Source organism: Nostoc sp. DedSLP03 (assembly GCF_034530815.1).
GTDB lineage: Bacteria > Cyanobacteriota > Cyanobacteriia > Cyanobacteriales > Nostocaceae > Nostoc.
This window is the reverse complement of record NZ_JAVRCK010000083.1, coordinates 1-25,651: the sequence shown is the minus strand read 5'-3', so window position 1 is coordinate 25,651 and position 25,651 is coordinate 1. Positions and strand designations below refer to the sequence as shown.

The 25,651-nt window shown below is 40.3% G+C and carries 20 protein-coding genes; 7 read left to right on the top strand and 13 right to left on the bottom strand.

Annotated elements, in window-relative coordinates:
• Positions 1–1,113: 1,113 nt before the first annotated feature.
• Positions 1,114–1,329, bottom strand: a complete 216-nt coding sequence (locus RM368_RS29705; RefSeq protein WP_322697384.1) for a hypothetical protein — start codon at positions 1,327–1,329, stop codon at positions 1,114–1,116.
• A 481-nt stretch (positions 1,330–1,810) separates the two neighbouring features.
• Positions 1,811–2,035 (bottom strand): hypothetical protein, encoded by a 225-nt coding sequence (locus RM368_RS38875; protein WP_416212264.1) that lies wholly within the window; start codon positions 2,033–2,035, stop codon positions 1,811–1,813.
• 415 nt (positions 2,036–2,450) lie between these two features.
• Here RM368_RS38875 and RM368_RS29695 point away from each other — a divergent pair, with 415 nt between their 5' ends.
• Positions 2,451–2,678 (top strand): MbtH family protein, encoded by a 228-nt coding sequence (locus RM368_RS29695; protein ID WP_322696199.1) that lies wholly within the window; start codon positions 2,451–2,453, stop codon positions 2,676–2,678.
• 275 nt (positions 2,679–2,953) lie between these two features.
• Positions 2,954–3,760 carry a thioesterase II family protein gene (locus RM368_RS29690; protein WP_322697383.1) on the top strand — a complete coding sequence of 269 codons (807 nt, stop codon included), beginning with the start codon at positions 2,954–2,956 and terminating at the stop codon, positions 3,758–3,760.
• Between the two features lie 56 nt (positions 3,761–3,816).
• On the opposite strand, the gene RM368_RS29685 is transcribed toward RM368_RS29690, so the two are convergent.
• From RM368_RS29685 to RM368_RS29660, 6 genes are all read right to left on the bottom strand, one after another.
• Positions 3,817–4,335 (bottom strand): transposase, encoded by a 519-nt coding sequence (locus tag RM368_RS29685; protein ID WP_322697382.1) that lies wholly within the window; start codon positions 4,333–4,335, stop codon positions 3,817–3,819.
• A 617-nt stretch (positions 4,336–4,952) separates the two neighbouring features.
• Positions 4,953–6,764, bottom strand: coding sequence for an ABC transporter ATP-binding protein (locus tag RM368_RS29680; RefSeq protein WP_322697381.1), 1,812 nt, complete (start codon positions 6,762–6,764; stop codon positions 4,953–4,955).
• A gap of 78 nt (positions 6,765–6,842) precedes the next feature.
• Positions 6,843–7,643: an ABC transporter ATP-binding protein gene (locus tag RM368_RS29675; RefSeq protein ID WP_322697380.1), complete on the bottom strand. Its 801-nt coding sequence runs from the start codon at positions 7,641–7,643 to the stop codon at positions 6,843–6,845.
• An 18-nt stretch (positions 7,644–7,661) separates the two neighbouring features.
• On the bottom strand, positions 7,662–8,702 hold the full coding sequence (locus tag RM368_RS29670) for an iron ABC transporter permease (protein WP_322697379.1): 1,041 nt from the start codon (positions 8,700–8,702) through the stop codon (positions 7,662–7,664).
• Positions 8,699–9,730, bottom strand: a complete 1,032-nt coding sequence (locus RM368_RS29665) for an iron ABC transporter permease (RefSeq protein WP_322697378.1) — start codon at positions 9,728–9,730, stop codon at positions 8,699–8,701. The genes RM368_RS29670 and RM368_RS29665 overlap by 4 nt, the downstream gene beginning before the upstream one ends.
• 430 nt (positions 9,731–10,160) lie before the next feature.
• The gene (locus RM368_RS29660) at positions 10,161–15,896 is read right to left on the bottom strand and encodes a PAS domain S-box protein (protein ID WP_322697392.1); all 5,736 of its coding nucleotides are present in this window, start codon (positions 15,894–15,896) and stop codon (positions 10,161–10,163) included.
• An 877-nt stretch (positions 15,897–16,773) separates the two neighbouring features.
• Between RM368_RS29660 and RM368_RS29655 the strand changes: the two genes are divergently transcribed.
• The 3 genes from RM368_RS29655 (at position 16,774) to RM368_RS29645 (ending at position 18,410) form a co-directional block, all read left to right on the top strand.
• Complete coding sequence (locus RM368_RS29655; RefSeq protein WP_322697377.1) at positions 16,774–17,058, top strand: hypothetical protein; 285 nt, start codon at positions 16,774–16,776, stop codon at positions 17,056–17,058.
• A gap of 121 nt (positions 17,059–17,179) precedes the next feature.
• Positions 17,180–17,575, top strand: coding sequence for a hypothetical protein (locus RM368_RS29650; RefSeq protein WP_322697376.1), 396 nt, complete (start codon positions 17,180–17,182; stop codon positions 17,573–17,575).
• 241 nt (positions 17,576–17,816) lie between these two features.
• A complete protein-coding gene (locus RM368_RS29645) occupies positions 17,817–18,410 on the top strand; it encodes a Uma2 family endonuclease (RefSeq protein WP_322697375.1) in 594 nt (197 codons plus the stop codon).
• A gap of 88 nt (positions 18,411–18,498) precedes the next feature.
• Here RM368_RS29645 and RM368_RS29640 read toward each other — a convergent pair whose 3' ends face one another.
• Positions 18,499–19,035 carry a methylglyoxal synthase gene (locus tag RM368_RS29640; protein WP_322697374.1) on the bottom strand — a complete coding sequence of 179 codons (537 nt, stop codon included), beginning with the start codon at positions 19,033–19,035 and terminating at the stop codon, positions 18,499–18,501.
• Between the two features lie 114 nt (positions 19,036–19,149).
• On the opposite strand from RM368_RS29640, the gene RM368_RS29635 reads away from it, so the two are divergent.
• Together RM368_RS29635 and RM368_RS29630 are read left to right on the top strand one after the other, a co-directional pair.
• The gene (locus RM368_RS29635; RefSeq protein ID WP_322697373.1) at positions 19,150–19,641 is read left to right on the top strand and encodes a hypothetical protein; all 492 of its coding nucleotides are present in this window, start codon (positions 19,150–19,152) and stop codon (positions 19,639–19,641) included.
• Positions 19,642–20,149: 508 nt separating this feature from the next.
• A complete protein-coding gene (locus RM368_RS29630; RefSeq protein WP_322697372.1) occupies positions 20,150–20,563 on the top strand; it encodes an Imm1 family immunity protein in 414 nt (137 codons plus the stop codon).
• A 21-nt stretch (positions 20,564–20,584) separates the two neighbouring features.
• Here the strand turns inward: RM368_RS29630 and urtD are convergent, their stop codons facing one another.
• The 4 genes from urtD to urtA form a co-directional block, all read right to left on the bottom strand.
• Positions 20,585–21,331 (bottom strand): urea ABC transporter ATP-binding protein UrtD, encoded by a 747-nt coding sequence (gene urtD, locus RM368_RS29625; RefSeq protein WP_322697371.1) that lies wholly within the window; start codon positions 21,329–21,331, stop codon positions 20,585–20,587.
• Positions 21,306–22,427, bottom strand: coding sequence for an urea ABC transporter permease subunit UrtC (urtC, locus tag RM368_RS29620; protein WP_322697370.1), 1,122 nt, complete (start codon positions 22,425–22,427; stop codon positions 21,306–21,308). Before urtC ends, urtD begins: the two co-directional genes overlap by 26 nt.
• An 82-nt stretch (positions 22,428–22,509) precedes the next feature.
• Complete coding sequence (locus tag RM368_RS29615) at positions 22,510–23,670, bottom strand: ABC transporter permease subunit (RefSeq protein ID WP_322697369.1); 1,161 nt, start codon at positions 23,668–23,670, stop codon at positions 22,510–22,512.
• Between the two features lie 88 nt (positions 23,671–23,758).
• A complete protein-coding gene (gene urtA / locus RM368_RS29610; RefSeq protein ID WP_322697368.1) occupies positions 23,759–25,075 on the bottom strand; it encodes an urea ABC transporter substrate-binding protein in 1,317 nt (438 codons plus the stop codon).
• Between the last annotated feature and the right edge of the window lie 576 nt (positions 25,076–25,651).

Genomic DNA, 25,651 nt, shown 5'->3' with positions numbered 1-25,651 from the left:
CAAACAATAGTTGCAAAATTAATATTACACTCACTCCGGCTGAACAGGCGTTGGAGTCAGTTTTTGTGGGTATCTTAGTTTAAAAATCCACTTAAATACAGCAAAGCTTAAACTGACATACCTCTTTCTGGCTCAAGGTGCTGCCTTTACAGGATTATTTAATTGAATTTGTAAAACTCAAAGAACAGACCTCAATGCTGCTCTAGGGAAGATAGGGCGAAATTAGTAAGTCAGTCATCTAAGCTTCTATATTGCTAATAATTTTCATTTAGACTTTCTTACATTACTAGTGATTGTAGCGTTTAGCAATACTTTACTTAATAAGTAATTATTATCAATAATCTAATATGTGTAACTCTAGACTATTACCAAAATATTCTATGACTTTCGATAGATGTCAAAACCTGGAAACAGTCCACGTCTTTCAAAAGCCTGATTCGATCTGAAGATGAAATTACATAGTTTAAGCCCACATTCCGCACTTCAATAAGTAGCACAAGTAAACTACATAAACAGAAAATGCAAAATTATAATTTCAGGACTTACGCAACTGGCACAGGGCGATCGCAAATTAGTAGTATTAATATATTGCATCAAACATAGTCCAGCAAAGAGTTTACATACAGCACTTTACTCTATTATTCTCTCATAAGAGTGGTGGAAGAGCGCTATCCCTGTTCTGTCACTCTCCGAAAACTTTTGCCATTTCTGAATTCTAGAGCTTTTGTATAGCAGGCGATTGCGCAATTATTTTCTAATAACAAATATAAGACCGATTTTTTTCTAATAGTATAGCTTGTATTGATTGCCTCATGGGGCTTTTAGCGATCGCCCTTCCGGAACGTGACAGAAGAGGGATAGCACATCGACTATTCCAGTCAGTAGCCAAGCTAAAATCTCTGTTAGATAGATTGCTAAATGATGGAGAACTCATTATTAAGTGGGGGCGAAAGATAAAAATAAGGGAAATGCTATTTGTGCAATTTAAAAGCGCGACAGCTTATTGTCCGCGATCAATCTTTTTCTAATCCATTTGCCTGATCGTGGATACCTGAATAACCGCCTACCCCGAATTATTGAGGGGATATGTGAGTAGCTTGATCTATTTCAAAATTAATGATAATCTTTTTTATTAAGTAAATTCAGTAGATCACAAAGTTTTCCAAAGGTCTTAACAAGCCTTGATTTGGGATGGGAAATACAATTCTCTAAAATCACCTTATAATCTACCTGTTGGCTAACTTTATTATGGATTGACTGAGGAGCGATCGCATATTGCGGGTGCTTTGCGCCATCGCAACCACTGATGATTGCCAGTTTTCCAAACATGGGCGCAAACCCTGATTCTTTTTTTAGTTTGCAAAATTTTTGGATCTAGTCAACTGACTTTATTGACAATGACAAAAAGTAAAAACTAGCTTCTAATACCAAAATTATGCATAGTTTAGAAGGAAAGGGACACCTTGAACCAGTGGAATCGTGAGAGTTCCCCATGCAGATTATTAAGGTTTATGGACTAGCATACATTGAGGAAAATAAGCCACCCATGTGAAATGCCTGAAACCCTTGCCACAAACTTAATTACTTAGTTTCCTTCTCCCCTTCACACGAGTATTAGGAATTACAGGCAGTTAGCATTAGTAATCTCCCAAGTGTGATTATGACAAGTTAAAACAAGTCGCAAATCGCAAGTCGCAAGTCGCAAGTAAGTTTTGTGACGGGGATTTAGACCCCGACACAAAACTTGCCGGTTATAGAACCGGGGGACTTAAACCCGCCGAATTTGTTAAACGAGTTAGTAGTAAGCACTTTATTGGCTTAAATGACGACTAGAGTCACCGACTGCCCAATAAATCAAGATAATCTTACTTTCTTGAGTTTGGACTAATTTGCATTTAGCAGCAATAGATAGAAAGTAAAAGAAAGTTAGATCCTCTAATACAGGCATTGTCTGACCCAACCAAGCCAGCCATAAGGGTTGGAACTTACGATTACATCCTACTGGTTTGATGACCTCGACGCGAATGATTTCCATTGCCCGGTTTGGGTATTGAAGGAAATGAAACCCACTCCAACGCATTACCCTAACTCGACCAACTTTCGGGTCTTCAACTTCTAAAGTTTCAGTTGCCTCTGGCCAAGTTTGGGGGTCATTGAGCTTAAACTTATGACCATGCTTACATGGTGCGCCTCGTCCTTTGTAAGCACCGGGTGTACCCCATACGCATCGGTTAGAAGTTAACTCGTGTACTGAAATTATGGGTTAAGAATAAATGATGCGTATCAAGATGACGCGATCACCCGATCAAAAATTCTGTTTCTAACTCCGATTTCAGCAATCCCTAAGTACTATTGCTTATTGACAAATGATATCTGATATATGTTGTAGTAAAATACTGGATTATCAAATCATTAGAAAGCATAGCCAATTAAATAGAAGGATACAAATTATGTACCAAGACGACAAAGAAGACACAACAATTTACAAAGTTGTAGTCAATCATGAAGAACAGTATTCGATTTGGCCTGCTAACCGAGAAAACGCACTCGGCTGGAAGGATGCTGGTAAAAGTGGTTTAAAACAAGAATGTCTAGATTACATCAAAGAAGTTTGGACTGATATGAGACCACTTAGCCTTCGCAAGAAAATGGAAGAAGCTGCCGGGGGGAAATCATAACGCATTTAATTTTTCGTAAAGGTTGTCTAAGGTCAAGAGTCAAAGATCAAAAAACTCTGGACTCTTGACCAGAGCAACGGAAACGTCTCCCGCTCCGCACGAGAATATCAAGTTCGCATAATCTACTTATTATTCAAAACTCTCCGCGTAAGAATGTCTCCGTGTCAGTCCTAATGATAAGTCTTCAACCGAACTTGATATGACAGTCTTCTCCTGTACGTAGCTTGCTTAAGAGGAGGAGTAAACGGAAAAAAGTGCAATTTCGACATGAAAATATGACAACCACACAAACATTTAACTCTTGGTTAACATATACCAAACCTAATCCTCAGGCTTCAGTGCGTTTATTCTGCTTCCCCTATGCAGGTGGTAGTTCTATCATTTTTCGCACATGGGCTGAGAGTCTACCTAAAACTGTCGAAGTTTGCTCTATTGAACTTCCTGGACGAGGAACCCAAATGAAGTCAGCCCCATTTTCGCGGCTAAAACCTCTTGTGGGTGCGATCGCCCAAGCGCTGACAAGGAATCAGTTTGCTCCCGCCTTGCTTCCACATTTAAACAAGCCATTCGCCTTCTTTGGTCACAGCATGGGAGCAGTTGTCAGTTTTGAGCTAGCCCGTTTACTCCGCAAACAGTATGGTCTTGAACCAGTACATATGTTTGTTTCCGGCCACCGTGCTCCACAAATTCCTGATCCAGATCCACCTATCCATGCTCTAAGTGAGCCTGAGTTCATAGAAGAACTACGCCGTCTCAATGGTACTCCTGAAGCACTGCTGGAAAATGCCGAATTAATGCAACTTCTTGTCCCAATTCTACGAGCAGACTTTGAAGTTCTAGAAACCTATGTATATACTACTGAGCCACCACTTGATTGTACTATTACTGCTTTCGGTGGCTTACAAGATCGGGAGGTCAATTGTGATGAACTTCAAGCTTGGCGCGAGCAGACAAATACTGCATTCTCACTACAGATGTTTAGGGGCGATCATTTCTTTTTACACTCAGCCCAATCACTCTTGCTACAGTCACTTTCTCAAGAACTACGGCAAATTACCAATAAAATAGACAGTCGACAGTAGGATTTCAATTCATGCTGAATGATGATTCCTGAATTCTGTTTTAATCGACCAAGAACCTATCCCACTAATAAAATTCTTTGAATCCAGATATGAATAGTAGCAAGGTCGATGAATGCATCAAAATATACTTTTTTACGTTCCCAGCGAACAACTAGGCGACGATATTTACGTTGATACCAAGCAAAACAACGTTCTTGCTGATATCTAGGAACAGAGATTTTAACAGGCCTACCTCTATTTTTCTTGGTTTTCCAAACTCGTTTTGGTATTTGGGGTCGAATGCCTCGCTTGCGTAGGGCAGCACGTTTTTCCTTTGAATCATAACCTTTATCAGTAGCCAGCACCTTAAGTTTTTTACGTGGTCTACCTCGTTTCAAAGTTTTCAGTTTTACTTTATCAAGTAGTGGTAATACCTGTTCTCTCTTGTTACCATTGGCGGCAGTTGTGAAGTTAGCTAGCGGCATTCCATTGCCTTCAGTCAGTGTATGAATAAGAACACCTTTACCCTTGCCACCATAAGCAATTTCCTCACCCCCTCCCTTTCCAGAGGGAAAAAGAGCTATCAACAGCTCCAAAATCCCAGTTTATAAGACCTTTCTCATTAGCGATCGCTAATATACGTGCTTGCAAATATTCAAATGTTCCATTTGAGCGCCATCGCTTTAACCATCGGTGGGACGAGCTTTTCGATGCCCACATATCACCACGAGGTAGGTCACACTATCGACACCCAGTAATTAGAATGTACAACAGACTATTTAATACATGACGATATGGCGCATGAGGCATTCCTTTGCCACGTTTAGATACCTCCTCAGAAAATATATCTTCAAACAACTTCCATTTCTTCGTCACTCAATCCTTCAAAACGTCCAGCCATAAAGTGATACACCCTTCTCAGATGAGAAGTAGATTACCACATTTTTATATTAGTGGGATAGGTTCATATAAATCTCTTGCATGAATCAGATTAGTTTTATTTCACTCTATAGGAATCCGATTTGATTCCTGAAACACTCGTAGAGACAGGGAACAGGGAACAGGTAATATCATGTTCGCTTGATCGCTTACAATATGTCATTGCGAGTGCAACGAAGTGGAACGAAGCAACCGCAAGGATTCGGAGATTGCTTCACTTCGTACCCTGCGGGAACGCCAAGGGCGGTACGCAATGACAACTAATCAGCCGTTTTTATTTCACCCCTGACTGCACGTTCCATAAACCAGCATAAATCCCATTCTTCTTCAACAATTTTTCATGTGTTCCCGACTCAACGAATTCTCCATATTCCATCACATAAATACAATCAGCATTGCGGATAGTGGAAAGACGATGGGCTATGGCTATTGTCGTTCGATTAACAGTAATCCGTTCCAAGGAACGTTGAATAGCAGCTTCAGTTTCATTATCCACCGCTGAAGTGGCTTCATCTAAAATCAAAATTGGCGGATTCTTTAAAACAGCTCTAGCGATCGCAATTCTTTGGCGTTGTCCACCAGATAATTTTTGACCCCGTTCTCCAACTATTGTCTCATAAGCTTGGGGTAGCCTCAAAATAAAATCATCAGCTTCAGCAATTTTTGCAGCTTCAATTATTTGTTCATCAATAGCATTAAAAGTACCATAGGCGATATTTTCAGCAATCGTACCATGAAATAAGAATACATCTTGGCTGACCAAGCCGATACTGCGACGCAAATCACCTAAATTTAATTTTTGGATATTTATACCATCAATTGCGATTATTCCAGAAGAAATATCATACAATCGCAATAATAATTTAACTAAAGTGCTTTTGCCAGAACCTGTAGAACCAACAATAGCAATAGTTTTACCTGCGGGGATATGTAAGGATAGTTTTTTAATTACTGGCTCTCTATCTTGATAAGCAAAAGTAACTTGTTTAAAGTCAATTTTACCACGGACTTGATCGATAGATAAAAATTTGTCTCCTGTAACAATGTTGATGGGAGTATCTAATAAATTCATCACACGCTTGGTAGAAGCCATTGACCTTTGATATTTGTCAAATATTTCTCCTAATGTTACTAAAGGCCACAACAATCTCTGTAATAAAACGAGTAAAACACTGTAACTCCCAATAGATATTTTTCCAGCATATGTCGCCATACCTCCCCAAAACAATAAAGCTGTAAACCCCACTAAAACTAGCATTCTAATTAAAGGATTGAATGCAGCAGAAAGTTTAATTGCTTTGGTATTACTTTTTCTATATGCTTCGCTTTCTCCTGCCAATCTAGCGCTTTCATAATTTTCAGCGGTAAAACTTTTAATTGTGGTAATACCACTGATGTTATTTGCTAGCCGTGAGTTCAGAAAGCCTACTTTTTCCCGCACCTCAGCATAACGAGCTTCCAGACGCTTTTGATAAGTAAAGGAACCCCAAATAATAAATGGTATTGGCAACATTGCTGCCAAGGTTATAGAAGGGGGTAAAATCAAGAATGCACCACTAGTTAAAATGATGAGTGAGGTGATAAGATTGATAATCTCATTAGCTCCATAATTTAAAAAATCTTCTAACTGGTTGATATCATCATTCAAAATTGATATCAAACCGCCAGTGCTACTTTCTTCAAAGTAAGCTGAATCTAATTTTTGTACATGATTGTAGGCATCTAAACGTAAATTATTCTGGATATTTTGGGCTAAATTACGCCAAAGTCTACTATATGAGTACTCAGAAATTGATTCTACTATCCAGATAATAATAGTGATAAATGTAAGCAGTAAAAATTGCCAAAATATATCTTTGATACCCAACTTGGAAAAGAAAGAATTTTGCTGTTCTACGAGAATATCTACCGCAATACCAATTAACCACGGTGGTGCTAAATCTAAAATCGTATTGATGATAGAACATGATGTTGCCTGCCAAATTTGTTGGCGATATTGGTTGCCATAGTTGAGCAAGCGTTGTAAAGGAGAGGCTGAATTTATAGGATTTTTAGATACTCTAGGAGATTTTGATGTGGTTGTCACGACTGTTTATTGTTTGTAGTTAGGTGATTGATAAGAGCGATATCTTTAGTAGAAATCTAATTAGGAATTTAAGTAAATTTATTTTGTATTTACTTTTCCCTTGCGTCCTATCGGTACACACATTGGCGTCTCCATCACTGGGTCAGGAATAATCCGACACTCCAACCCAAAAACCTCTTGAACCATTTCTTGAGTCATCACTCGCTTTGGTTCCCCAGCAGCAAAAATTCGACCATCTTTGACTGCAACTAAGTAATCAGCATAACGACACGCTTGATTTAAATCATGTAGCACCATCACAATTGTTCGTCCCTGATTTTGGTTCAACTCATACAACAAATCCAAAATCTCTATCTGGTGAGCCAAATCTAAAAAAGTAGTCGGTTCATCTAAAAGTAAAATATCTGTATCTTGCGCCAACGCCATTGCAATCCAAGCTCTTTGTCGTTGTCCACCAGACAAAGTATCTAATGCTCTATCTGCTAATTTCAACAAATCTGTAATTAAGAGTGCCTGCTGCACGATTTTTTCATCTTTTACTGACCATTGCTGTAACCAATTTTGATAAGGATAACGTCCTTGTGCTACTAAATCTTGCACTGTTAACCCTTCTGGTGCTACTGGTGCTTGGGGCAAAATACCTAACTGCTGTGCTACTTCTTTGGTAGAAAGATTGAAAATAGACGTTCCATCAAGATAGACTGTACCGCTACGGGGTTGAAGCAATCTTGCCAGACCTCGTAACAAAGTTGATTTCCCACAACCATTAGCACCAACTAAAGCACTAATTTGTCCAGCGGGGATTGCCAAATTTAGGTCACGGATAATCAGCGCCCCATCATAAGCTAAAGACAGACTTTTAGTTGAGAGTCCTTTCATAGGTGATATTTACCAGCTTTATTTTTTGCGATTACGAATTAATAAATAAAGAAAATAAGGAGCGCCAATAGCAGCAGTTACAATTCCACAAGGAAGTTCGATAGGTGCAAATAGTGTTCTTCCTAGCAAGTCTGCCATCACAACAATCACTCCCCCCAAGAGTGCGGAAGTAGGAATCAAGCCTTCATGGGTTGCACCTACCAACTGTCGTCCTAAATGGGGTGCGATTAAACCAATAAAACCAATATTTCCGGCGGTGGCGACTCCTGCACCTGCTAAGGCTACACCTACCAGCACGAGTAAACCACGTTGCCATTCCACTTGACTACCTAAACTTTTGGCAACATCATCTCCTAAATTTAAAGCGTTCAAATGCCTTGCTAGTGTCAAAGCCATAGGGATAAAAACAATTAACCAAGGTAACAAAGAAAAAACTTGTTCCCAAGTTCGGCCGTAAACGCTCCCAGCTAACCAAACCAAAGCATTACTAACATCAGAAATTTCGCCAAAGGTAATCATCAAGCTGGTTATGGCACTGGCGATCGCAGACAAGCCAACACCCATTAAAATTAATAAAATCGGAGAACTACCGTTATTCCAAGCCAGCGAGTAAATTAAAATCGCCATCAGCAATGCACCAGCAAAGGCTGATAGAGGTAATATATAAATCGCTGCTGATGGAAATAGTACAATTACTGTAACTGCCGCCAAGCTTGCCCCAGCATTGATGCCGATAATACCTGGGTCAGCCAATGGATTGCGTGTCAATCCTTGGAAGATAGTGCCAGAAATTGCCAGCGCCACTCCCACCATAAAAGCTACAAGGGTGCGGGGTAAACGCAGATTCTGAATCACGAATCGATGGTCTGGGTTTCCTGTATCTAAACCCAATATAGTTTTCACGATATCCAAAGGCGAGATTGGATATTCACCCCGCCCTATATTCATCACCATCGCCACTACAATCGCTACTGCCAAACATAACAGTATGACTGGTACACGTCGGTCGGTGCGGAAAGATATCGCTTGGGAACGAATGACTAGCCAATCAAAACTCATTTTTTCACCTTTGACTTAGCTAGGTAGACAAAAAAAGGAGCGCCAACTATTGCTGTCATTACACCTACAGGTAACTCCTGTGGTTTAAACAATATACGGGCAGCAATATCTGCAACCAACAGTAAAATAGCACCCAAAACTGCACAATAAGGTAAGATCCAACGATAATCGGTTTTAATGTAAAATCTCACTATATGGGGAACGACTAAACCAATGAAGCCGATTGGCCCTGCAAGGGCAACGGAACTTCCTGCTAGTAAAACTACGCTGATAGCGGTAAATATTTTGATCCAAGCTGTTTGTTGACCCAAGCCTTTAGCGACATCTTCACCTAAACTCATAGTGGTAATTTGTCTACCGAGGGTAAAAGCTAATACTAATCCCATACTGACGAAAGGCAGTAGTAGTAAGAATAAATTAAAATCTCGACCAGATAGTGAACCTGCTAACCAAAATCTCACTTGTTCGAGTGTTTGTTGACTGACAATCAGGATACCAGTGGTGAAGGAAGAAATCAGAGCAGTTAACGCCGCTCCCGCTACCGTCAAATTCAGTGGGGTGGCTCCTCCCCGTCCCAGAGAACCAAGAATGTAAACTAACACTGCTGTTAATCCCGCACCCAAAAAGGCCACAAGAGCGTAAATACTTGGCGATGAACTGCCAAAAACAAAAGTTGACACAACGACAAACAGGGCGGCTCCTGACTCAATACCTAAAATACCTGGGTCTGCTAAGGGGTTTCTTGTCAAACCCTGCATCAATGCTCCCGATACCGCAAGGGCTGAACCTACAACAATAGCAATTAGCGATCGCGGTAATCTCACGGTCTGAATAACTAAGCGATCGTAGGAACCATCAGAAGCTATAAAAGATGTCAAAATTTTGTCTAAAGGTATTTCTGTTGCACCTAGCGTCACACTGTACACCAAGCAAATTAGCAGCATACATAGCCCTAAAACCAGACCAAATAAGGCTGATGTTTGTGGCTGTTTCAATCCTCTAGGTGAGACTGTAGTCGCTTTTATCATGATCCTGCCGTAATTTGAAAATATTACGCTCTGCTTGGCTAGTTGTTTTTTCAATAGATAATATCAATATTTCACAGTATTTTAATCATCAAATTGATAATCTTTCTTGATAAATATATAGATTACATGATTGTGTAGCCTTTTAGCCATTTTTTAAACGGAATAAAGGATACTGTCACAATTTTGACATTATTTCTCAATAAAATGTTATTGTTAGATCGACTTAAATCTGCTATAACTCTCTTTATCTAGTAGTCTGCCAACCCAAAAATGCCTTGTGAGGACTGGGGAAAGGGGCAGAGGGAAAGAAAAAACCTTTAACCTAAACCCAGTAACTTTTTCCCCAAACCCAATTCCGAGTTAAAAATGCACAAAGCGAGCAGTATTGACTAAAGTCCTGATTACGAACTTACTAGTAAATCAATTTGTATTAATTGGATAATACTCCTGCAATACTCGTCAATTCCATAATTTTCTCAAACTGAAAATCATGAGCTAAATTTTTGATAAAATTTTGTAGTACAGCATTTTCTGAAGGGATTTGCTCAATTAATTCTAAAATCAGGTCATCACTACATTGAGCTGCGGCAGTATATAACTGTTTCACCCATTCAGGGGACATTTCAGATAATAGATTCACTAAATCCGTGAGCGTCAATATTGATTTTTGCTTTTGTTGCTTTAGGTTTGTTAGCTGATAGCTTTCTTTTTGATAAATATATTGAACTCCCAAATATTCGCTCAACTTTTCTAGTAATTCTTCCTCGCGGAAAGGCTTATTAATATAATCATCGCAACCCGCTTTGATTATTGCCTCTCGTTGTTCCTCAAAAGCATTAGCAGTTAAGGCAATAATAATTGTTTTCCAATTTGGAATTTGGGATTCGGTATGGTTTGAGGTTTCTTCTCTAGTTTTAATCAGGTTTGTGGCTTCGTAGCCGTCCATAATTGGCATCCGCATATCCATTAAGATTAGATGTGGTTGCCATGTTTGCCAAAGTGCGATCGCTTCAATGCCATTTATTGCTTCTTGGACTGCAAAACCGATAGATGTCAGAATTTTCTTTAACACTAAACGGCTGTCTGTGGAATCATCAACCACTAAAATACGGTATTCACTTTGAGCAGGCGCTAAACTAATAACTTGGGGTTTAGTTTGTTCAATCTGGATTTCGCTGGCTATGGCTAGACTAATTTGAATATCAAAAGTAAATTTACTTCCCTCGCCAATAATGCTGGTGACGCTAATATCTCCTCCCATTAGTTGCACATATTTGCGGCTAATTGCTAAACCTAGCCCTGTTCCCTGTTGCGATTTTCTTCCGGTTTCAGTTTGCCCAAAAGCTTCAAAGAGCAAGTCAATTTCTTGTGGGGCAATACCGCGGCCAGTATCTTGTACCTCGAAGGTTAGGAATTGGGCAGAAGAGGCAGAGGGGCAAGGAGCAGGGGGCAAGGGGGAGAATGAAAAATTACCTCTTTCCTCTTTGCTCCCCGCTCCCTGCTCGCCTGCTCCCCCTGCTCCCCCTGCTCCCCAGTCCCCACTCCCCATCCCCACCCGCAGCGTCACCCTGCCAGTATCGGTAAATTTGATTGCATTTCCCAGGAGGTTAAGTAAAACTTGACGCAGCTTACTTTCGTCAACTTGGATGTATTGGGGAAGGTGAGATGTATATTCAAAGATTAATTCCAATCCTTTGGAGGTGGCGCGGAAACGCAACATCTCTTCGAGGTTTTCTAAGAGGCGAATTAAGTCAAAGCTGTTGAGATTTAAGGTTATTCTGCCAGCTTCGATTTTAGACATTTCCAAAATGTCGTTGATTAAATTCAGGAGATGTTCGCCAGCACGATTGATGATTGCTAGATTTTGCTGATGTTCAGTTGATAAATCGCGATCGTGGCTCATGACTTGGGTAAAACCGAGGATGGCGTTAAGTGGAGTACGCAGTTCGTGACTCATGTTGGCCAGGAATTCGCTTTTGGCACGATTAGCAGCATCAGCAACGATCACAGCTTCTTGCAATGCTTGTGACTGCCTTTGAGTTTGTGCTAGCAATTGTGCCTGCTGTAAAGCAACACCCAACTGATTGCCAATTTGAACTACGATATTGATTTCTTCTGGTTTCCATTGGCGGGGATCGGAATTTTGATAACTCGCCAGCAACCCCCAAAGCTGACTACCGTGTAAAATCGGAACAATAATGTAGGCTTTAGCCTGAAAGCGCTCTAAAAGATTGATATAAGCAGGATGAAAATCAGCGTTGTAAATGTCTGGGACACAGATGAAACTTGCACCTGGGGTTACTTGCAGATCGGGATATTCCATCTGATTATTGGCGCTATCCAAAATTTTCGCTAGACAACGCCCATCTTGTAAAACACCTTCTGTGAGATGAGGATCGTTGTTGTGTTCTTCTATGAGAGAAATCCAACCGTTACCCACCGATTCCGAAACAAATTCGCCATTCCAGTTGGGATTGAAACGATAGACAACAACCCGATCGCAGTTTAGTACTTGGCGTAATTCTTCGGTTGTCGCTGCAAATATCGTTTCTAAATCCAGTGTTTGGCGCATTCTTTGAATCACTTGCGCGATCGCTCTTTCTCGCTCTGCACTCTCACGCAAGGCTTCTTCTGCCAATTTTCTATCGGTAATATCAGTAATTGTACCGATGTAGCCTTTAATTTCTCCATCATCTCTAAATTCTGGCAAAGCATGACAAATTACCCAGACAACTGTACTATCATCATGCAAAAAACGATGTTCGTATTTATAGGTTGACTTAGCAGCTGTTGCTTGATTCCATGCCAACAATAGCTGTTCGCGGTCGTCTGGATGTACGGCATTTGCCCAATGTGTTCCCAGAGAGCTTTCTAAGCTATATCCAGTAATTTCACTCCAGCGTTGATTAAAATATAAAACATTGCCATCTACATCAGTATGGAAGATACAAGCTGGTGAGGCTTCTGCGAGAAGTTGATATCGTTGCTGACCTGATTGCAAAGCTAGTTCTGCCAATTTGCGATCGTTTATGTCAGCCCAATAACCAACCCATTCGATCGGGGAATTTGCTTCGTCACGAATTAACTTCATCTCTTCGTAGAACCAGTGATAAGTTCCGTCAGCGTGTAACCAACGGTATTCGTAAGAAATGTACTCCTGCTTAATAAGGTGGGAAAATTTTTCCGAGATCGGTTCAATATCTTGTGGATGGACGCGATCGAGCCAAAAACTGGAGTTACCGATAAATTTTTGCGCTTCATAGCCTACCATTTCTTTAATGTTTTCACTGATAAAAGTGATGCTAAAATTCTCTGAGGTTTTGCTGCTATAAATGACTACAGGGCTAGAGGTGAGCAGATATTGTAGGCGTTCGTTGACTAAACGCAGTTCTTGTTCGACGTGTTTGCGTTCGCGTAGGGCTGCATGTAGTTCGCTAATTTCTACTAAAACTGTGCCAACACCAGAGGGGCGATCGCCTTCACCAACAATTGGAAAATAAGAAGCTAAGAAGTGGCGGATAATATTTGGTTGCTTGATTGATGCGCTGCTTAATTCTTGATTAATAATCGGTTGACCAGTTATCAGAACTTGTTGATAAATTGGTTCTACTAAAGGGGCGATGTCGGGTAAAACTTCATGGATAGTCTTACCAATATGAGCTTGTTGGGGTAGTCCATTAATCTCCGCTAACAGTTGGTTAATTTGCACAAATCGCAGCTGTTTATCTACAATATTCATGCCGACGGGAGCGCTGCTAAAAAAGGCATTGAGACGAGCTTCTCTGAGCGCTAATTCTTGTTCTAAAGTTTTGCGCTCAATCAACCCACCCAATTGAGCCGCAACAGCACTGACTAGCAACAGCAAACGCCGATCTACCAATACTGAGCTACGTTTAAAAAATACTAAAACAGCTAATACTTGGTTCCCAGCCAGTATGGGAACACCAAAGCCAGCTTTTAATCCCACCTTTGCGGCTTGTGGCGATCGCAAGAAAACTGGTTGTGTAACTTTAGAAACATCTTCTATCCATTCTGGTTTTTGAGTCTGCCAAACTCTTCCTGGTAATCCCACTCCCAGAGCAAATTTCAAAGTTTGGCTTTGCTGGCAGAATTCTTTTAAGCTGCTCTGTTCTCCGTACCAGCTTAAACTGTGTTTTAAAAGAGTCCCATCTTCATTAGGTATCCAGGCTTCACCAAAATCCCAGCCAATGGTGTGACAAATTAAGCGCAAGACCACTGCTAAGGCGCTGTTGACATCGCTAGCGCGAGTGATAGCTTGGGTTGTCAACAGCAACAAACGGCTTTCATTTTCTGCCTGCTTGCGTTCAGTAATATCTTTGGCGGTTCCCAGTACGTACCATTGCCCATCAATATCGCTCATTTCTGCACTCAACAGTGTTGTCCTGATTTCTCCTGTTGAGGTGCAGACATCAATTTCATAGTTGCGGATGGCTTTTGCTTGTTGCAGAATGTGGATGAGAAAATTATATTCTTCTGGATTCACCCAAATATGCAATTCTTCATCGGTGCGATCGAGCACTTGAGAGCGAGAATAACCAAAAAACCGACAAAAGCTGTCGTTTACTTCGATATAGCGTTTATTGGGAACAGTAATTAAGGCAATAGGATCGGGAGATGACCGGAAAGCTGATGCTAACTTTTCTTCAGAAGCTCGTCGTGCTGCTTCTGCGCGTTGGCGTTCTTTTGCTTCCAATACCAAGGATACTAAATTACCCAGAGAGCGAGCGAAATTTTGGTCTTCTAACGTCCAATGATGAGTAACTTCCACTGCCTCCAAACATAAAACTCCTACGGTCTTTCCCTCCAGCCTAATGGGTGTATTGAGGATAGAGGTGATGTTTAATTTTGAGTAAAAGCCAGAAAATTCTTTAATTCTGGGATCGTTATGAGCATCATCTGCGGCGATTGATTGGTTTTGCTGCAAAGCTGCAAAATAAATTGGATAGTCTGCCACTGATAAAGAAAGTCCTTCGCTATGTTGATTGCGACTGCCCTCAAATAGATCGAAACACTGGATTTTTATACCTGTTGCGTCATACAGCCAGACACTAGCTCGTTCCATGCCAATATTTTTGACAGCTGTTTCTGTGATTTTACTCAAGGCTGCTTTCAAATCACCTTGATAAAGTATTTGATTTTGTGCCAATTGTGTGAGTACGAGATTATGATTGCGGAGCTTAATCGCGCTTTCTTGGAGTAATTTTTCTACACCTCGACGCTGCGTAATATTACTAGCAGTGCCCGTCATGCCTATAACTTGACCCTCTTCATTGCATAATGCGATCGCATTCAACATGAGATAAAGTAAAGTACCATCTTTAGCTACACAAGTAGTTTCATGCTGAAAGATAGACTTTCCCTGAAGAACACGCTCAAAGGCTACTTTATCTTGAGCAACTTGTGTAGGTGAAATGAAATCAATTAAGGCACGCCCGATCATTTCTTGCGGTTCGTAACCATAAATCTGCTTCACTGCTGGATTGACAAAGGTAATTAATCCATCAATATCTACCGACCAGATCATGTCCTGGGATGTCTCCACTAAAAGCCGATACTGACTTTCACTCTTCTTCAGGGCGGCTTCCACTACCAGGCGTTCGCTTTGATAAACTTCTCTACAAAAGGCTTTGCTAATGCTAACAGGAATTTCTTTAAAAATATCTTCTATTTGTCTGTTGCAAATATTTAACTCAACTGTAAGCCGTTGACGCTCTTTAATTTCCTGTTGCAGTTGGGCATTTTTTTCTTTTAACTGTTTTTTCAGTCTTTGGACATTGAGTTGATTTTGGACGCGTAATAAAACTTCCTTAGTTTGGAATGGTTGAGTAATATAGTCAACATTGCCTAAATTTAAGAAGCTTATTTTTTCAAAAAAATCATCGGAAATTCCAAAAAAAATTATTGGAATATCTTGAGTTTTTTCGTTAGCTTTCAAATATTGACATACTTGATAATCATCTTTATCAATAATAAGAACATTTAGCAAAAGCAAATCCGGGGGAGAAACTAGTGCTGTCTTGATTGCCAATTGCCCAGAAATCACACTTTCTACCTGATAACCTTGGTGTTGAAGGATGTCTGATAAAAAATGTAAATTCTCTAAGTTGTCATCAACTAATAAAATTTTTATTTTTTGAGCATCCATATCAGTTACTAAGTTAATTTTCAATCAGAAAGAATTTCTGGAATAAAACTGAACATGAAATCAGAAAGCAAAACTCTGTCACCAGATTGTAAATAAAATCATCGTCGCTTACAAGCATACTTCAGCGCTTGGTGTATAGAAAAGTTGCAGATAAACCAGGATAACTGTTTATATCATGTCCGCTTCATTACTTAATTAAATCCGAATAATCTCAAACAGCCAATAGCAACGGTGTACATACAAGTCCTAAAAATCTGGATTGATGAGGCTTGAGTCGTTCCCAGTCTCCGACCATTCGTGACAAGTTAAGGCGAAACTAGTTTTGTCAATAGTAGTTATGCGATAAATAAGCCACTTAAGAAAGTATCAAATTAAGTCTTGTACTGAGTTTTTCGGGTAAGGATGAACGATGCTTTTAAATATGGCACGCTTGCTGACTTAGAAGTAGTGTTTTCTACCCTGATTTTCGGCAAAATTTTAAGCACTATTACTTATTGACAAATGCTTGATGACCTTAAGTTGTCACCAATGGTCTCCGACTGGGAATGCATTCATTGAATCTCTGACTTAATGTCTAACTGGAGACAGCAGCCGCTAATCAGCCATTGCCATGCTCTGTATGGGAACGAGATAAATCTGAGAACAATGGGAAATCGAGCTTTTTTCTACTTGTGTCCACACCGTACCCCTTCGCCTTGGGAGACGCCAAAAGCGTTAGCAAGTCTTAATACGGCAAGCTACGTCATTCTTGGTTTAATATCTGACTTATTTCTTCAGACAAGGACATCAGCATCCGCCTCAACCCTACTAGCTCAGGATCGGAGTATCGCTTCAAGTTTCCTACGATCTCCCGTAATTGGTGATCGGCGTAAAGCTCATGGGTACAGTCCTGGAGCAATCCGGTGATGGACTTGTTGAAAAAGCTAGCGGCTCGTCACTGTGTCGAATTAGCCTCTGGCAGTACGTCTTAACCGGCGTGGAAACTGGGAGACTACCAAACAATGACCTGACCGGGGAGTTGATTAACTACCGCGACTCACTCAAAGCTAACGTCACTGAACAAGGTGAGAAACTACTAAGTGGTAAGCACATCCAAGGAAAGCTGATGAGTAAAGTAGTAAACCTACTGTTTCAGGAATTGTGTAAAATTCCTTTGACCTGATGCGATCGCCCTTCATCTGCATGAAGGGTTTTTAAATCTAAACTTTTACTTATTACCCTGAACCGGAATCGGGTTTAATTGAGGCAAGCTGGTTTTAGAAATATCTTAAAAGAGAAAATTTATGTCTCGTCAAAAACGTACATCCCGCGTTTTAGAAAAAGCTGAATTAAGAGCATCTGGGATGAAATCGATTATTCCCAGCATTAAATTTGAAGAAGATTATACTTTAGAAAAACTGATTGATTCAATCGAACAGTTACGTAATAAAATTGATGTTCATAATAGCGCTCTGGCTATAGTTGACTCTACTTTAACAGAAGTTGAAGAGATGGAAAAAAATTTGAAGCAACTTTCTGAGAAAATGTTAATGGTGGTTGCTATCAAGTACGGCAAAGACAGCGCTGAATATGAAATGGCGGGTGGTGTTCGTAATAGCGATCGCCTCCGCAAAATGAGATCGAGCCGTTTAAAAAATATTGCAGAACAAGCATCAGATAAAAATGGGAAAACTGCATAGAAAATGAGGTAATTTGACTTGTGCATACATCGCAGCATTAGCAAGTCTTGTCTGCGACACCCTACACGAACGACCGTCACAGCCCCTTGTAGACATCGCTATGCAATATCCAAGCTGTGCATCAACTCATAAGCGCAAGAATGGAAAAAAATGTAGAGTTTCTTTTTCCAATCATTATGATGTACTTCTTCACCACACTATCATTTAGTGGTAGTCTATGTATGGTAAGAAGGCAAAGCAAATGACCCAAAGGACGAAAACTCAAAAACTGCTGACCTTTGAGGAATATCTTACCTATGACGATGGTACAGACACGCGCTATGAGTTGGTGGATGGAGAATTAGTCGAGATGCCACCAGAAAGTCAGGAAAATAGCAATCTGGGAAGATTTTTATTCGTTGAACTACTGAAACATTTCCCCTTTTATTTAGTTGCTTACAAGGATACAGAAATTGAGGTGGCGGGGCGACGGGCGAGATGTCGTTTACCTGACTTAATGATTCACACAGAAGAATCTTATGCTGCCCTTATCGGTGCTACTCGTGCTACCCTCACCCGTGATATGCCGCCGCCTGCGCTGGTGATAGAAATTGTTTCTCCGGGAACAGCAAACAGTGTTCGTGATTATCGCTATAAGCGGACGGAGTATGCTGCTAGGGAAATATTAGAGTATTGGATTGTTGACCCACAGATACAACAAATTACAATTTGCCAGTGGGTGGAGGGACAGTATGAGGATCGGGTATTTACAGGTGCGACTTGTATGGAATCAGTAGTAATTGCTGATTGGACGCTAACAGTAGAGCAGGTGTTTAACAGCGCAAACCGACCATAATTACTAGGGAAATAGGAAATGCGATCGCGCAGCTTAATGCACCCCTACATCCCCTAGAATTTAAAAATTCCCTAGCGACTTACTTGTTTTATGCTACGGCAGTAATTACTTGAGACTGCCCTAGTTTATACTTATTAACAATTGAATTTTCATCCGACTCCATTTGCCAATTAAGCCCCAATTCCTTCAGTGCCATAAGTAAACCAATTGCACTAGCTCGATTAGTAGCATAAGGAATTTGATGAACATCGCATAAACGCGTGAGTGCTTCAATATCTGCCGCGTGAGCATGGGAACTTAGCGGGTCTTTGAAAAAGAAAATTGCACTAATTCTATTCTCTGAAATTATACCTCCAATAGCCTGATCGCCTCCTAGCGGACCACTAGCAACGAGTTTTTCTACAGGTATCCCTAATCGCTGTTCTAAAGATTTTCCTGTACTTCCGGTTGTCACCAAGGGGACTTGTGAAAAGAAGTCATGTTGTTCTTCTACAAATTTGAGCAAAATACTCTTCATCTCATTGTGAGCAACCAGCGAAACAAAACGTGTACTTTCGTCTACAGGAATTGCATCTACTTTGTCATACTTGACCTTTTTTTTGGCAACCTGACTGATTTGAAGCATCTTATCCTCAAATTCTTTCACCATCCGTGACAGGTTAGGAAAAAGTATATTTTGTCAATCAGCTATCTAGATTCCATAAACTGGAACCTAATTCTGTTTAAAAGCTTTGTTGCAATGCCTCTTGAGTTACACAACTTTGAGTGGGAAGGAGAGCGTTTAGTCCAGAGAGAAACTGAACCTCATCATATTGTTGGTGTATTAACTGAAATTCGATGGGTGCTAGAAAACTCAGATTGCGATTGGGAAGATGTTTACTCAGCTTATTATGAGTGCGAAGAAGATGGAACGGTTACTTTTTATGAGGGTGAAAGTGCTGAAGCCGGTAATCCAGGAATATGGACTTATGTAGTTTATAGGTGTCCTGTTGGCTCAGAAGAGGTAGTAAAAAATCCAGATATAAACACTTTAGCTCCAGCATTGGAGATGCAACAGCTTAAATATAAGCTTATTTTTGAAGAATTAGCAGAGTATAGGCAACAGCTTGGTCTGACTCCAGCAGGTAGTGAGGACGATCGCGCTACAATCGCAAAGTTAGAGATAGGTGGTAACGTATTTTTTGGTATCAGTGCAGGCAGTAATCCCAATCGCAGTAAAGATTACACTTAAAGTAAATCCAATTAGTCGCACACACGCTGAAGCTGATGCTTTCCAACAAGCCTTTGATGCAGGATTAAGAGGAGAGAAAGCGCGTTTAATAGTTGACCGGGATCAATGCATGAGCGTGTGGTCAAAACGGAGGTGTGAAAGGAATGGCTAGACAGCTTGGCTTAGAAGAAATAGAAGTTATCCCTCTTTTGTCACTCTGGGGAAATAAAAATTGGAGCTAAATGATCAAACCTAGATTTAGTGGAAAGATTAGCGATCGCAAGCTAATAAGAACCTTCAAACAAGGCTCTACAATTAAAGTCTTATCTGGGCAAGGGTTATAAATTATTCTCTCCCTGAAGTAACAAAAGAGGGGTTATACCAATTTTAAAAAAGAATGCGACAGATACATACTCCCAAACCTTTGTTCTGTCTAGCTTCCCTAATTTTGAATTTTGAATTTTGAATTTTGAATTGGTATTATTAGCCCTAACGGTCGTCAGACAATTACATTGAAGTGAGGTTAATTATGTTCATAACAAAATTTTCAGTTGAAGATTGGATTGGAAATCAGAACAAGGGTTGTGTAGAGCAAGCGCATAGTTGGAAAGAAATAGAATCAGCTATTAGAGAGTTAGACGGGCATCACAAAACACTTGTAACCTTAGAAACAGATAGCGAAACTCACATGGCTATAGGTGGTGGCTTAGGAAAATATGTAGTGTATTTGACATTCGACAATGAAAGTTTTCATTATTTTGTTGACCCATCTAAATCAGATATAGATGAATTTGTGATAGTTGGGGGGCAAGAAGGTGTTTATCCGGCTTCGTCCTGCGTTGACTTGAATACAACCCTTAAAGCTGCCAAAGCTTTCGTGGAGCTTGGGACAATGGAAGAATCTGTTATTTGGGAAAAAGATGAAGTTGTTGAACGGGTATAAAAATGCATATTGCGAATTGTTTCATTCTTCCTGTTTTCCCAAATATACTTCAATCACACGAGAGTCATTTTGCACTTCTTCAAAATTTCCTTCACACAGTACCGAACCTTCATGTAATACTGTTACTTTCTTGGCAATTTGACGTACAAATTCCATATCATGTTCAATTACTAAAATTGAATGACTCTGCGCTAGTGCTAAAAGTAGTTCGCCAATGTTGTATGTTTCTTCATCTGTTAAACCAGCAACGGGTTCATCAACAAGTAATAAGTCAGGTGACTGTGCTACTAACATCCCAATCTCTAAACGTTGCTTTTCTCCATGAGAAAGTAAAGCTGCTTTGATATCGGCTTTGGACGTTAACCCGATAGTTTCTAATAATCCTTTAATATGATTCCTTTCCACAGCATGAGAACGTTCAAACAAAGTAGAAAAGACATTTTTCTTCTTATGACTGGTAATTTCTAAATTTTCACGGGGTGTTAAGTTTAAGTAAATTCGAGGTGTTTGAAACTTGCGTCCAATTCCCAATCGGGCAATTTTATATTCAGGTAAAGAACGCAGGTTTCTTCCTTTGAATAAAACTCGCCCCACGGTTGGCTGAACTTTCCCCGTAATCACATCTAGAAACGTTGTCTTTCCCGCACCATTGGGGCCAATTACGACTCGTAATTCCCCCACATCCATACTAAAGTTAAGCTGGTTTAAAGCCTTAAAACCGTCAAAGCTAACAGTTACATTTTCAGTTTCCAATATTTTCGCGTTCATGTTGCACTTCGGGGTCTTCTTCTAAGGTGGGATATGTAGCAATTTCTTGACGACGCTTGAAAAGAGAAATATTCTGACTGCGCAACCATCCCACAATGCCGTCAGGAAGGACTGTGACGACTATCAAAAATAGTGCGCCTTGGAAAAATAGCCAGATTTCAGCAAATTGTTCGCTTAAAAAAGTGCGGGCATAATTTACTAACAAAGTTCCGACAATCGCGCCAATTAAAGTAGCGCGTCCGCCTACTGCTACCCAAATCACCATTTCAATCGAAAAGGCAATATCCATTGCTCTGGGTGATACAGAACCACTTTGAATGGTGTAAAATGCTCCTGCTATACCTGCGATCGCACCGGAAACTGCAAACACCAACACCTTAAAATCTGTAGGGTCGTAGCCAGAAAATCTTACCCGACTTTCATCATCACGAATTGCTATCAACAACTTCCCAAAGCGTCCAGTTGTCAACCAGCGACAAATTCCGTAAGTGATTGCGAGAAACACTACCGTCAGCGTGTAGAAAACAAACTGCGTCTTGGCATCGCTGACCGTTGCGCCAAACAAAGTTGTAAAATCTATCAGTCCGTTCGTACCGTTGAAAAATTGCTGTTGACCGTTAAAGAAGTTGAAAAATACAATCGTTCCGGCTTGAGTCAAGATGGAAAAATAAACTCCCTTGATGCGATTTCGGAAAACCAAATATCCCAACAATCCCGCCAATAACCCCGGAATTAATACCACCAAAGCTATTGTCAAAGGAAACGAATAAAAAGGCTGCCAAAAGGCGGGAAGTTCTGTAACCCCATAAAGCCCCATGAAATCAGGCAATTCTCCAGTAGGGACTTGCAGCTTCAGGTACATTGCGATCGCATATCCACCCAAACCAAAGAAAATACCATGTCCCAAACTTAGTAAACCAGTATAACCCCAAATCAAATCGATACCCAAAGCTGCGATCGCCAGCGACAAAAATCGCCCCAACAAATTCAGACGAAACTCCGTAAGCAGCAGTGGCACGATCATTATAAGCAGGAGTGCGATCGCGACTACCACCCCCACTTCAATTAAAATTAACCTTCCCCCCTTCTTTTTCATTCTCTGCGTCCTCCCTTCGGGTTCACCAGTCGCCTGCGGAGGGAGACCCTCTTGCAGCGCTTGTTCACTGCGTCTTGGCGGTTTAAACATCAACAGTACGTCCCTTCTGCGGAAAAATTCCCCCAGGCTTCCACTGTAAAAACACAATAATCAGCGCAAATACCATCACCTTGGCCATACTTGTGGTGGCAAAAAAAGTAAAGAAATCTACCAAAGGCTTAACAGGAGTCAACAACAAAGCCAAAGTCCCAGAACCAATTAAAAAATTAGCCGTACCAATACCCAACGCCGCCACAATCGTCCCGGCTAAATTACCCACACCTCCAACGACAACCACCATAAAAGTATCAATAATATAGTTTTGTCCTGTATTTGGCCCCACAGAACCGAGTAAACTAATCGCACATCCCGCCACACCAGCTAAACCAGAACCCAGTGCAAAAGTAATCGCGTCCACCTTTTGAGTTGGGATACCCAAACAAGCACTCATACTCCGGTTTTGTGTCACCGACCGAATTCTTAAACCCCAGCTAGAACGCTGTAAAAATAAGTAAATTCCTGCCACACAGATGATTGTTAAAACAATAATAAATAATCTGGCAAAGGGTAATTGTACACCACCCAAAGATATCCCTGCTTGTAACCAAGTCGGTGCTGTTACATCCACATTTTGAGCGCCAAACCAAGGTTGAGTTACTGCTAACTGATAAGTTTGACTCAAGAAATTGCCCGTTGTGATTGTCACCCCCAGCGATAATAAAAATATCACCGCCACAATCCAGTTACGAACCCTTCCCAAATCAGTGCGGGAATTTAAAATCCATAAACCTCCAAAAAACAACAGAGAAAATAAGCCGATACCAATTATCAATACCCAATTCACACTGCGAACAAACTGCTGAAAAATTAAGCTTACTCCCCAAGTTGCTAATAGAGTTTCTAATGGGCGTCCATAGAGATAACGAATCACACCTTTTTCTAAAATTAATCCCACAGCAGCCGTGAATATAAATGCAATAATCAAAGCCAAAAATATATAGACTTCAAACCACACCCCACCCAATTGCTTGCAAACATTTTGCACAACAAATGTTGTATAAGCGCCGAACATCATCAATTCACCATGCGCCATATTGATGACACCCATCAATCCAAATATAATGGCTAGTCCCAACGCTGCGATTAATAATACTGCGCCAATACTAATACCATTAAATACAGCTTCTACAAATCCTGCTAACACTTATTTCTCCTTATTTGTCATTGGTCATTTGTCATTCGTCCTTTGTTATTCACCAATGACTAATGACTAATGACTAATGACTAATGAATTAAACTTTCTTGAACTTACCACCCTTAGCAGGGTCACTCCAATCACAAGCAAATCCCTTAGTTTCTTTCACAAATTGATTCCAAGGAACCGGCTCAACTGCTGTTGGAGTAGCATAGACAATATCAAATAAACCATCTAGCCTTACTTGACCAATCCGCACAATTTTGGATATGTGATGATTGGCATCCATTGTCACTTTACCTTCAGGCGCATCTAGAGTTTGACCATAAGCCGCAGCGCTTACCTTAGCTATATCTGTAGTACCAGCTTTTTGGACTGCTTGTTTCCACAAATAAACTGCAATATACGCAGCTTCCATTGGGTCATTTGTCACCCGATTTTCACCGTACTCTTTTTTGAAAGCTGCTACAAACTTCTTATTAGCAGGTGTGTCTATTGTTTGAAAATAGTTCCAAGCTGCATAATGACCTTTGAGATACTCTACACCAATTGCTTTCACTTCTTCTTCGGCAATACTTACAGACATAGAGGGATATTTATCTGGTGTCAATCCAGCCCCTTTTAATTGTTTGAAGAAAGCAACGTTGCTATCACCATTTAAAGTGTTGTAAATCACGCCGCCATTGGGCAAATTTTGCTTGATTTTAGTGATAATTGGTGTAACTTCTGTATTACCAAGAGGTAAATAATCTTCACCAACTGTTTTTCCGCCTAAAGCTTCCAGTTGAGCTTTAATGATGGTATTAGCTGTCCGGGGAAAAACGTAGTCAGAGCCAACTAAGAAGAATTCTTTGCCCTTATTTTTTAACAGCCAATCAACAGATGGTTCGATTTGTTGATTGGGTGCAGCGCCAGTGTAGAAAATATTTTTAGAACACTCTTGACCTTCGTATTGCACAGGATACCAGAGCATGTGGTTTTTGCTCTCGAATACTGGCTTAACGTTTTTGCGGCTAGCAGAAGTCCAACAACCGAAAACTACAGCGACTTTATCTTGATCGATTAGCTTAGTTGCTTTTTCTCTAAAAGTATCCCAGTTAGAAGCGCCATCTTCGGTAATTGCTTCAATTTGTTTACCTAAGACACCACCAGCTGCGTTAATTTCTTTGATTGCTAACTTTTCAGCATCAACAACGCTTTTTTCACTAATAGACATCGTACCACTCAAAGAGTGCAAAATACCTACTTTGATCGTGTCACCAGCAGTAGCCGCAGCTGGGGAAGCAGCAGGAGGTGCGGCTGGACTTTCTGTCGCAGTTGGAGAATTATTCGCGCAAGCTTTCAAAAAAAAGCTGCTACCAAAAGTTAAAGAACCGTAGATTATAAACTTGCGTCGGTTAAATTGTCTTCTCATCTTTGTATGAATTTTCCTGTAGATGAATCAGCTAACTTAATAGAAAGCTGACAATATCAAACTTTAAAGTGTGATAATAGTGCGATAGTTTACTAGTAAAAAGTGACGACTTATACAAAAATCTTTGTTTTTGTAATAAAAAACAAACTTTTTAAGATTAAGCTTTGTTAACTTTATAAAGATTCTCATATCTATGTAGCACGTTATGGAAGAACAAAACCTTTTTCTTCCACAAACGTGTTTGATTCTAGACAGTTAAAAACTGCTAAGTATCTAGGCATAAATAAATTTCAAGTTTGTAGTAAGGACTTTAGTCCTGATAATCCTTGCTCTGAGCGATAAATCGCTCACTACAAACTAGGAGTTTATTTTATTTATCTCTTTTCAAAATTTTGGTCTGTGCTGAACAGGTAGCTGGTTAACACAACAATAGTTTTAGAGATTGTTTGAAAAGTGGGTTGTTTGAAAAGTGGTTGGCTGTGATTTTAATCGAATTTTTACCCCCCTTAATCCCCCCTTGTAAAGCTTGTCATTACCAACATCTTTTAAAGTGAGGTAGGGATGTAATAGAGTCAG

What these genes read in the sequence shown, in the direction of transcription:
- RM368_RS29705 (WP_322697384.1), bottom strand. Translation starts at nt 1,329, where the DNA reads ATGTTTGGAAAACTGGCAATCATCAGTGGTTGCGATGGCGCAAAGCAC.
- RM368_RS38875 (WP_416212264.1), bottom strand. Translation starts at nt 2,035, where the DNA reads ATGGAAATCATTCGCGTCGAGGTCATCAAACCAGTAGGATGTAATCGT.
- RM368_RS29695 (WP_322696199.1), top strand. Translation starts at nt 2,451, where the DNA reads ATGTACCAAGACGACAAAGAAGACACAACAATTTACAAAGTTGTAGTC.
- RM368_RS29690 (WP_322697383.1), top strand. Translation starts at nt 2,954, where the DNA reads ATGACAACCACACAAACATTTAACTCTTGGTTAACATATACCAAACCT.
- RM368_RS29675 (WP_322697380.1), bottom strand. Translation starts at nt 7,643, where the DNA reads ATGAAAGGACTCTCAACTAAAAGTCTGTCTTTAGCTTATGATGGGGCG.
- RM368_RS29670 (WP_322697379.1), bottom strand. Translation starts at nt 8,702, where the DNA reads ATGAGTTTTGATTGGCTAGTCATTCGTTCCCAAGCGATATCTTTCCGC.
- RM368_RS29665 (WP_322697378.1), bottom strand. Translation starts at nt 9,730, where the DNA reads ATGATAAAAGCGACTACAGTCTCACCTAGAGGATTGAAACAGCCACAA.
- RM368_RS29660 (WP_322697392.1), bottom strand. Translation starts at nt 15,896, where the DNA reads ATGGATGCTCAAAAAATAAAAATTTTATTAGTTGATGACAACTTAGAG.
- RM368_RS29655 (WP_322697377.1), top strand. Translation starts at nt 16,774, where the DNA reads ATGGGTACAGTCCTGGAGCAATCCGGTGATGGACTTGTTGAAAAAGCT.
- RM368_RS29650 (WP_322697376.1), top strand. Translation starts at nt 17,180, where the DNA reads ATGTCTCGTCAAAAACGTACATCCCGCGTTTTAGAAAAAGCTGAATTA.
- RM368_RS29645 (WP_322697375.1), top strand. Translation starts at nt 17,817, where the DNA reads ATGACCCAAAGGACGAAAACTCAAAAACTGCTGACCTTTGAGGAATAT.
- RM368_RS29640 (WP_322697374.1), bottom strand. Translation starts at nt 19,035, where the DNA reads ATGCTTCAAATCAGTCAGGTTGCCAAAAAAAAGGTCAAGTATGACAAA.
- RM368_RS29635 (WP_322697373.1), top strand. Translation starts at nt 19,150, where the DNA reads ATGCCTCTTGAGTTACACAACTTTGAGTGGGAAGGAGAGCGTTTAGTC.
- RM368_RS29630 (WP_322697372.1), top strand. Translation starts at nt 20,150, where the DNA reads ATGTTCATAACAAAATTTTCAGTTGAAGATTGGATTGGAAATCAGAAC.
- urtD (WP_322697371.1), bottom strand. Translation starts at nt 21,331, where the DNA reads ATGAACGCGAAAATATTGGAAACTGAAAATGTAACTGTTAGCTTTGAC.
- urtC (WP_322697370.1), bottom strand. Translation starts at nt 22,427, where the DNA reads ATGAAAAAGAAGGGGGGAAGGTTAATTTTAATTGAAGTGGGGGTGGTA.
- urtA (WP_322697368.1), bottom strand. Translation starts at nt 25,075, where the DNA reads ATGAGAAGACAATTTAACCGACGCAAGTTTATAATCTACGGTTCTTTA.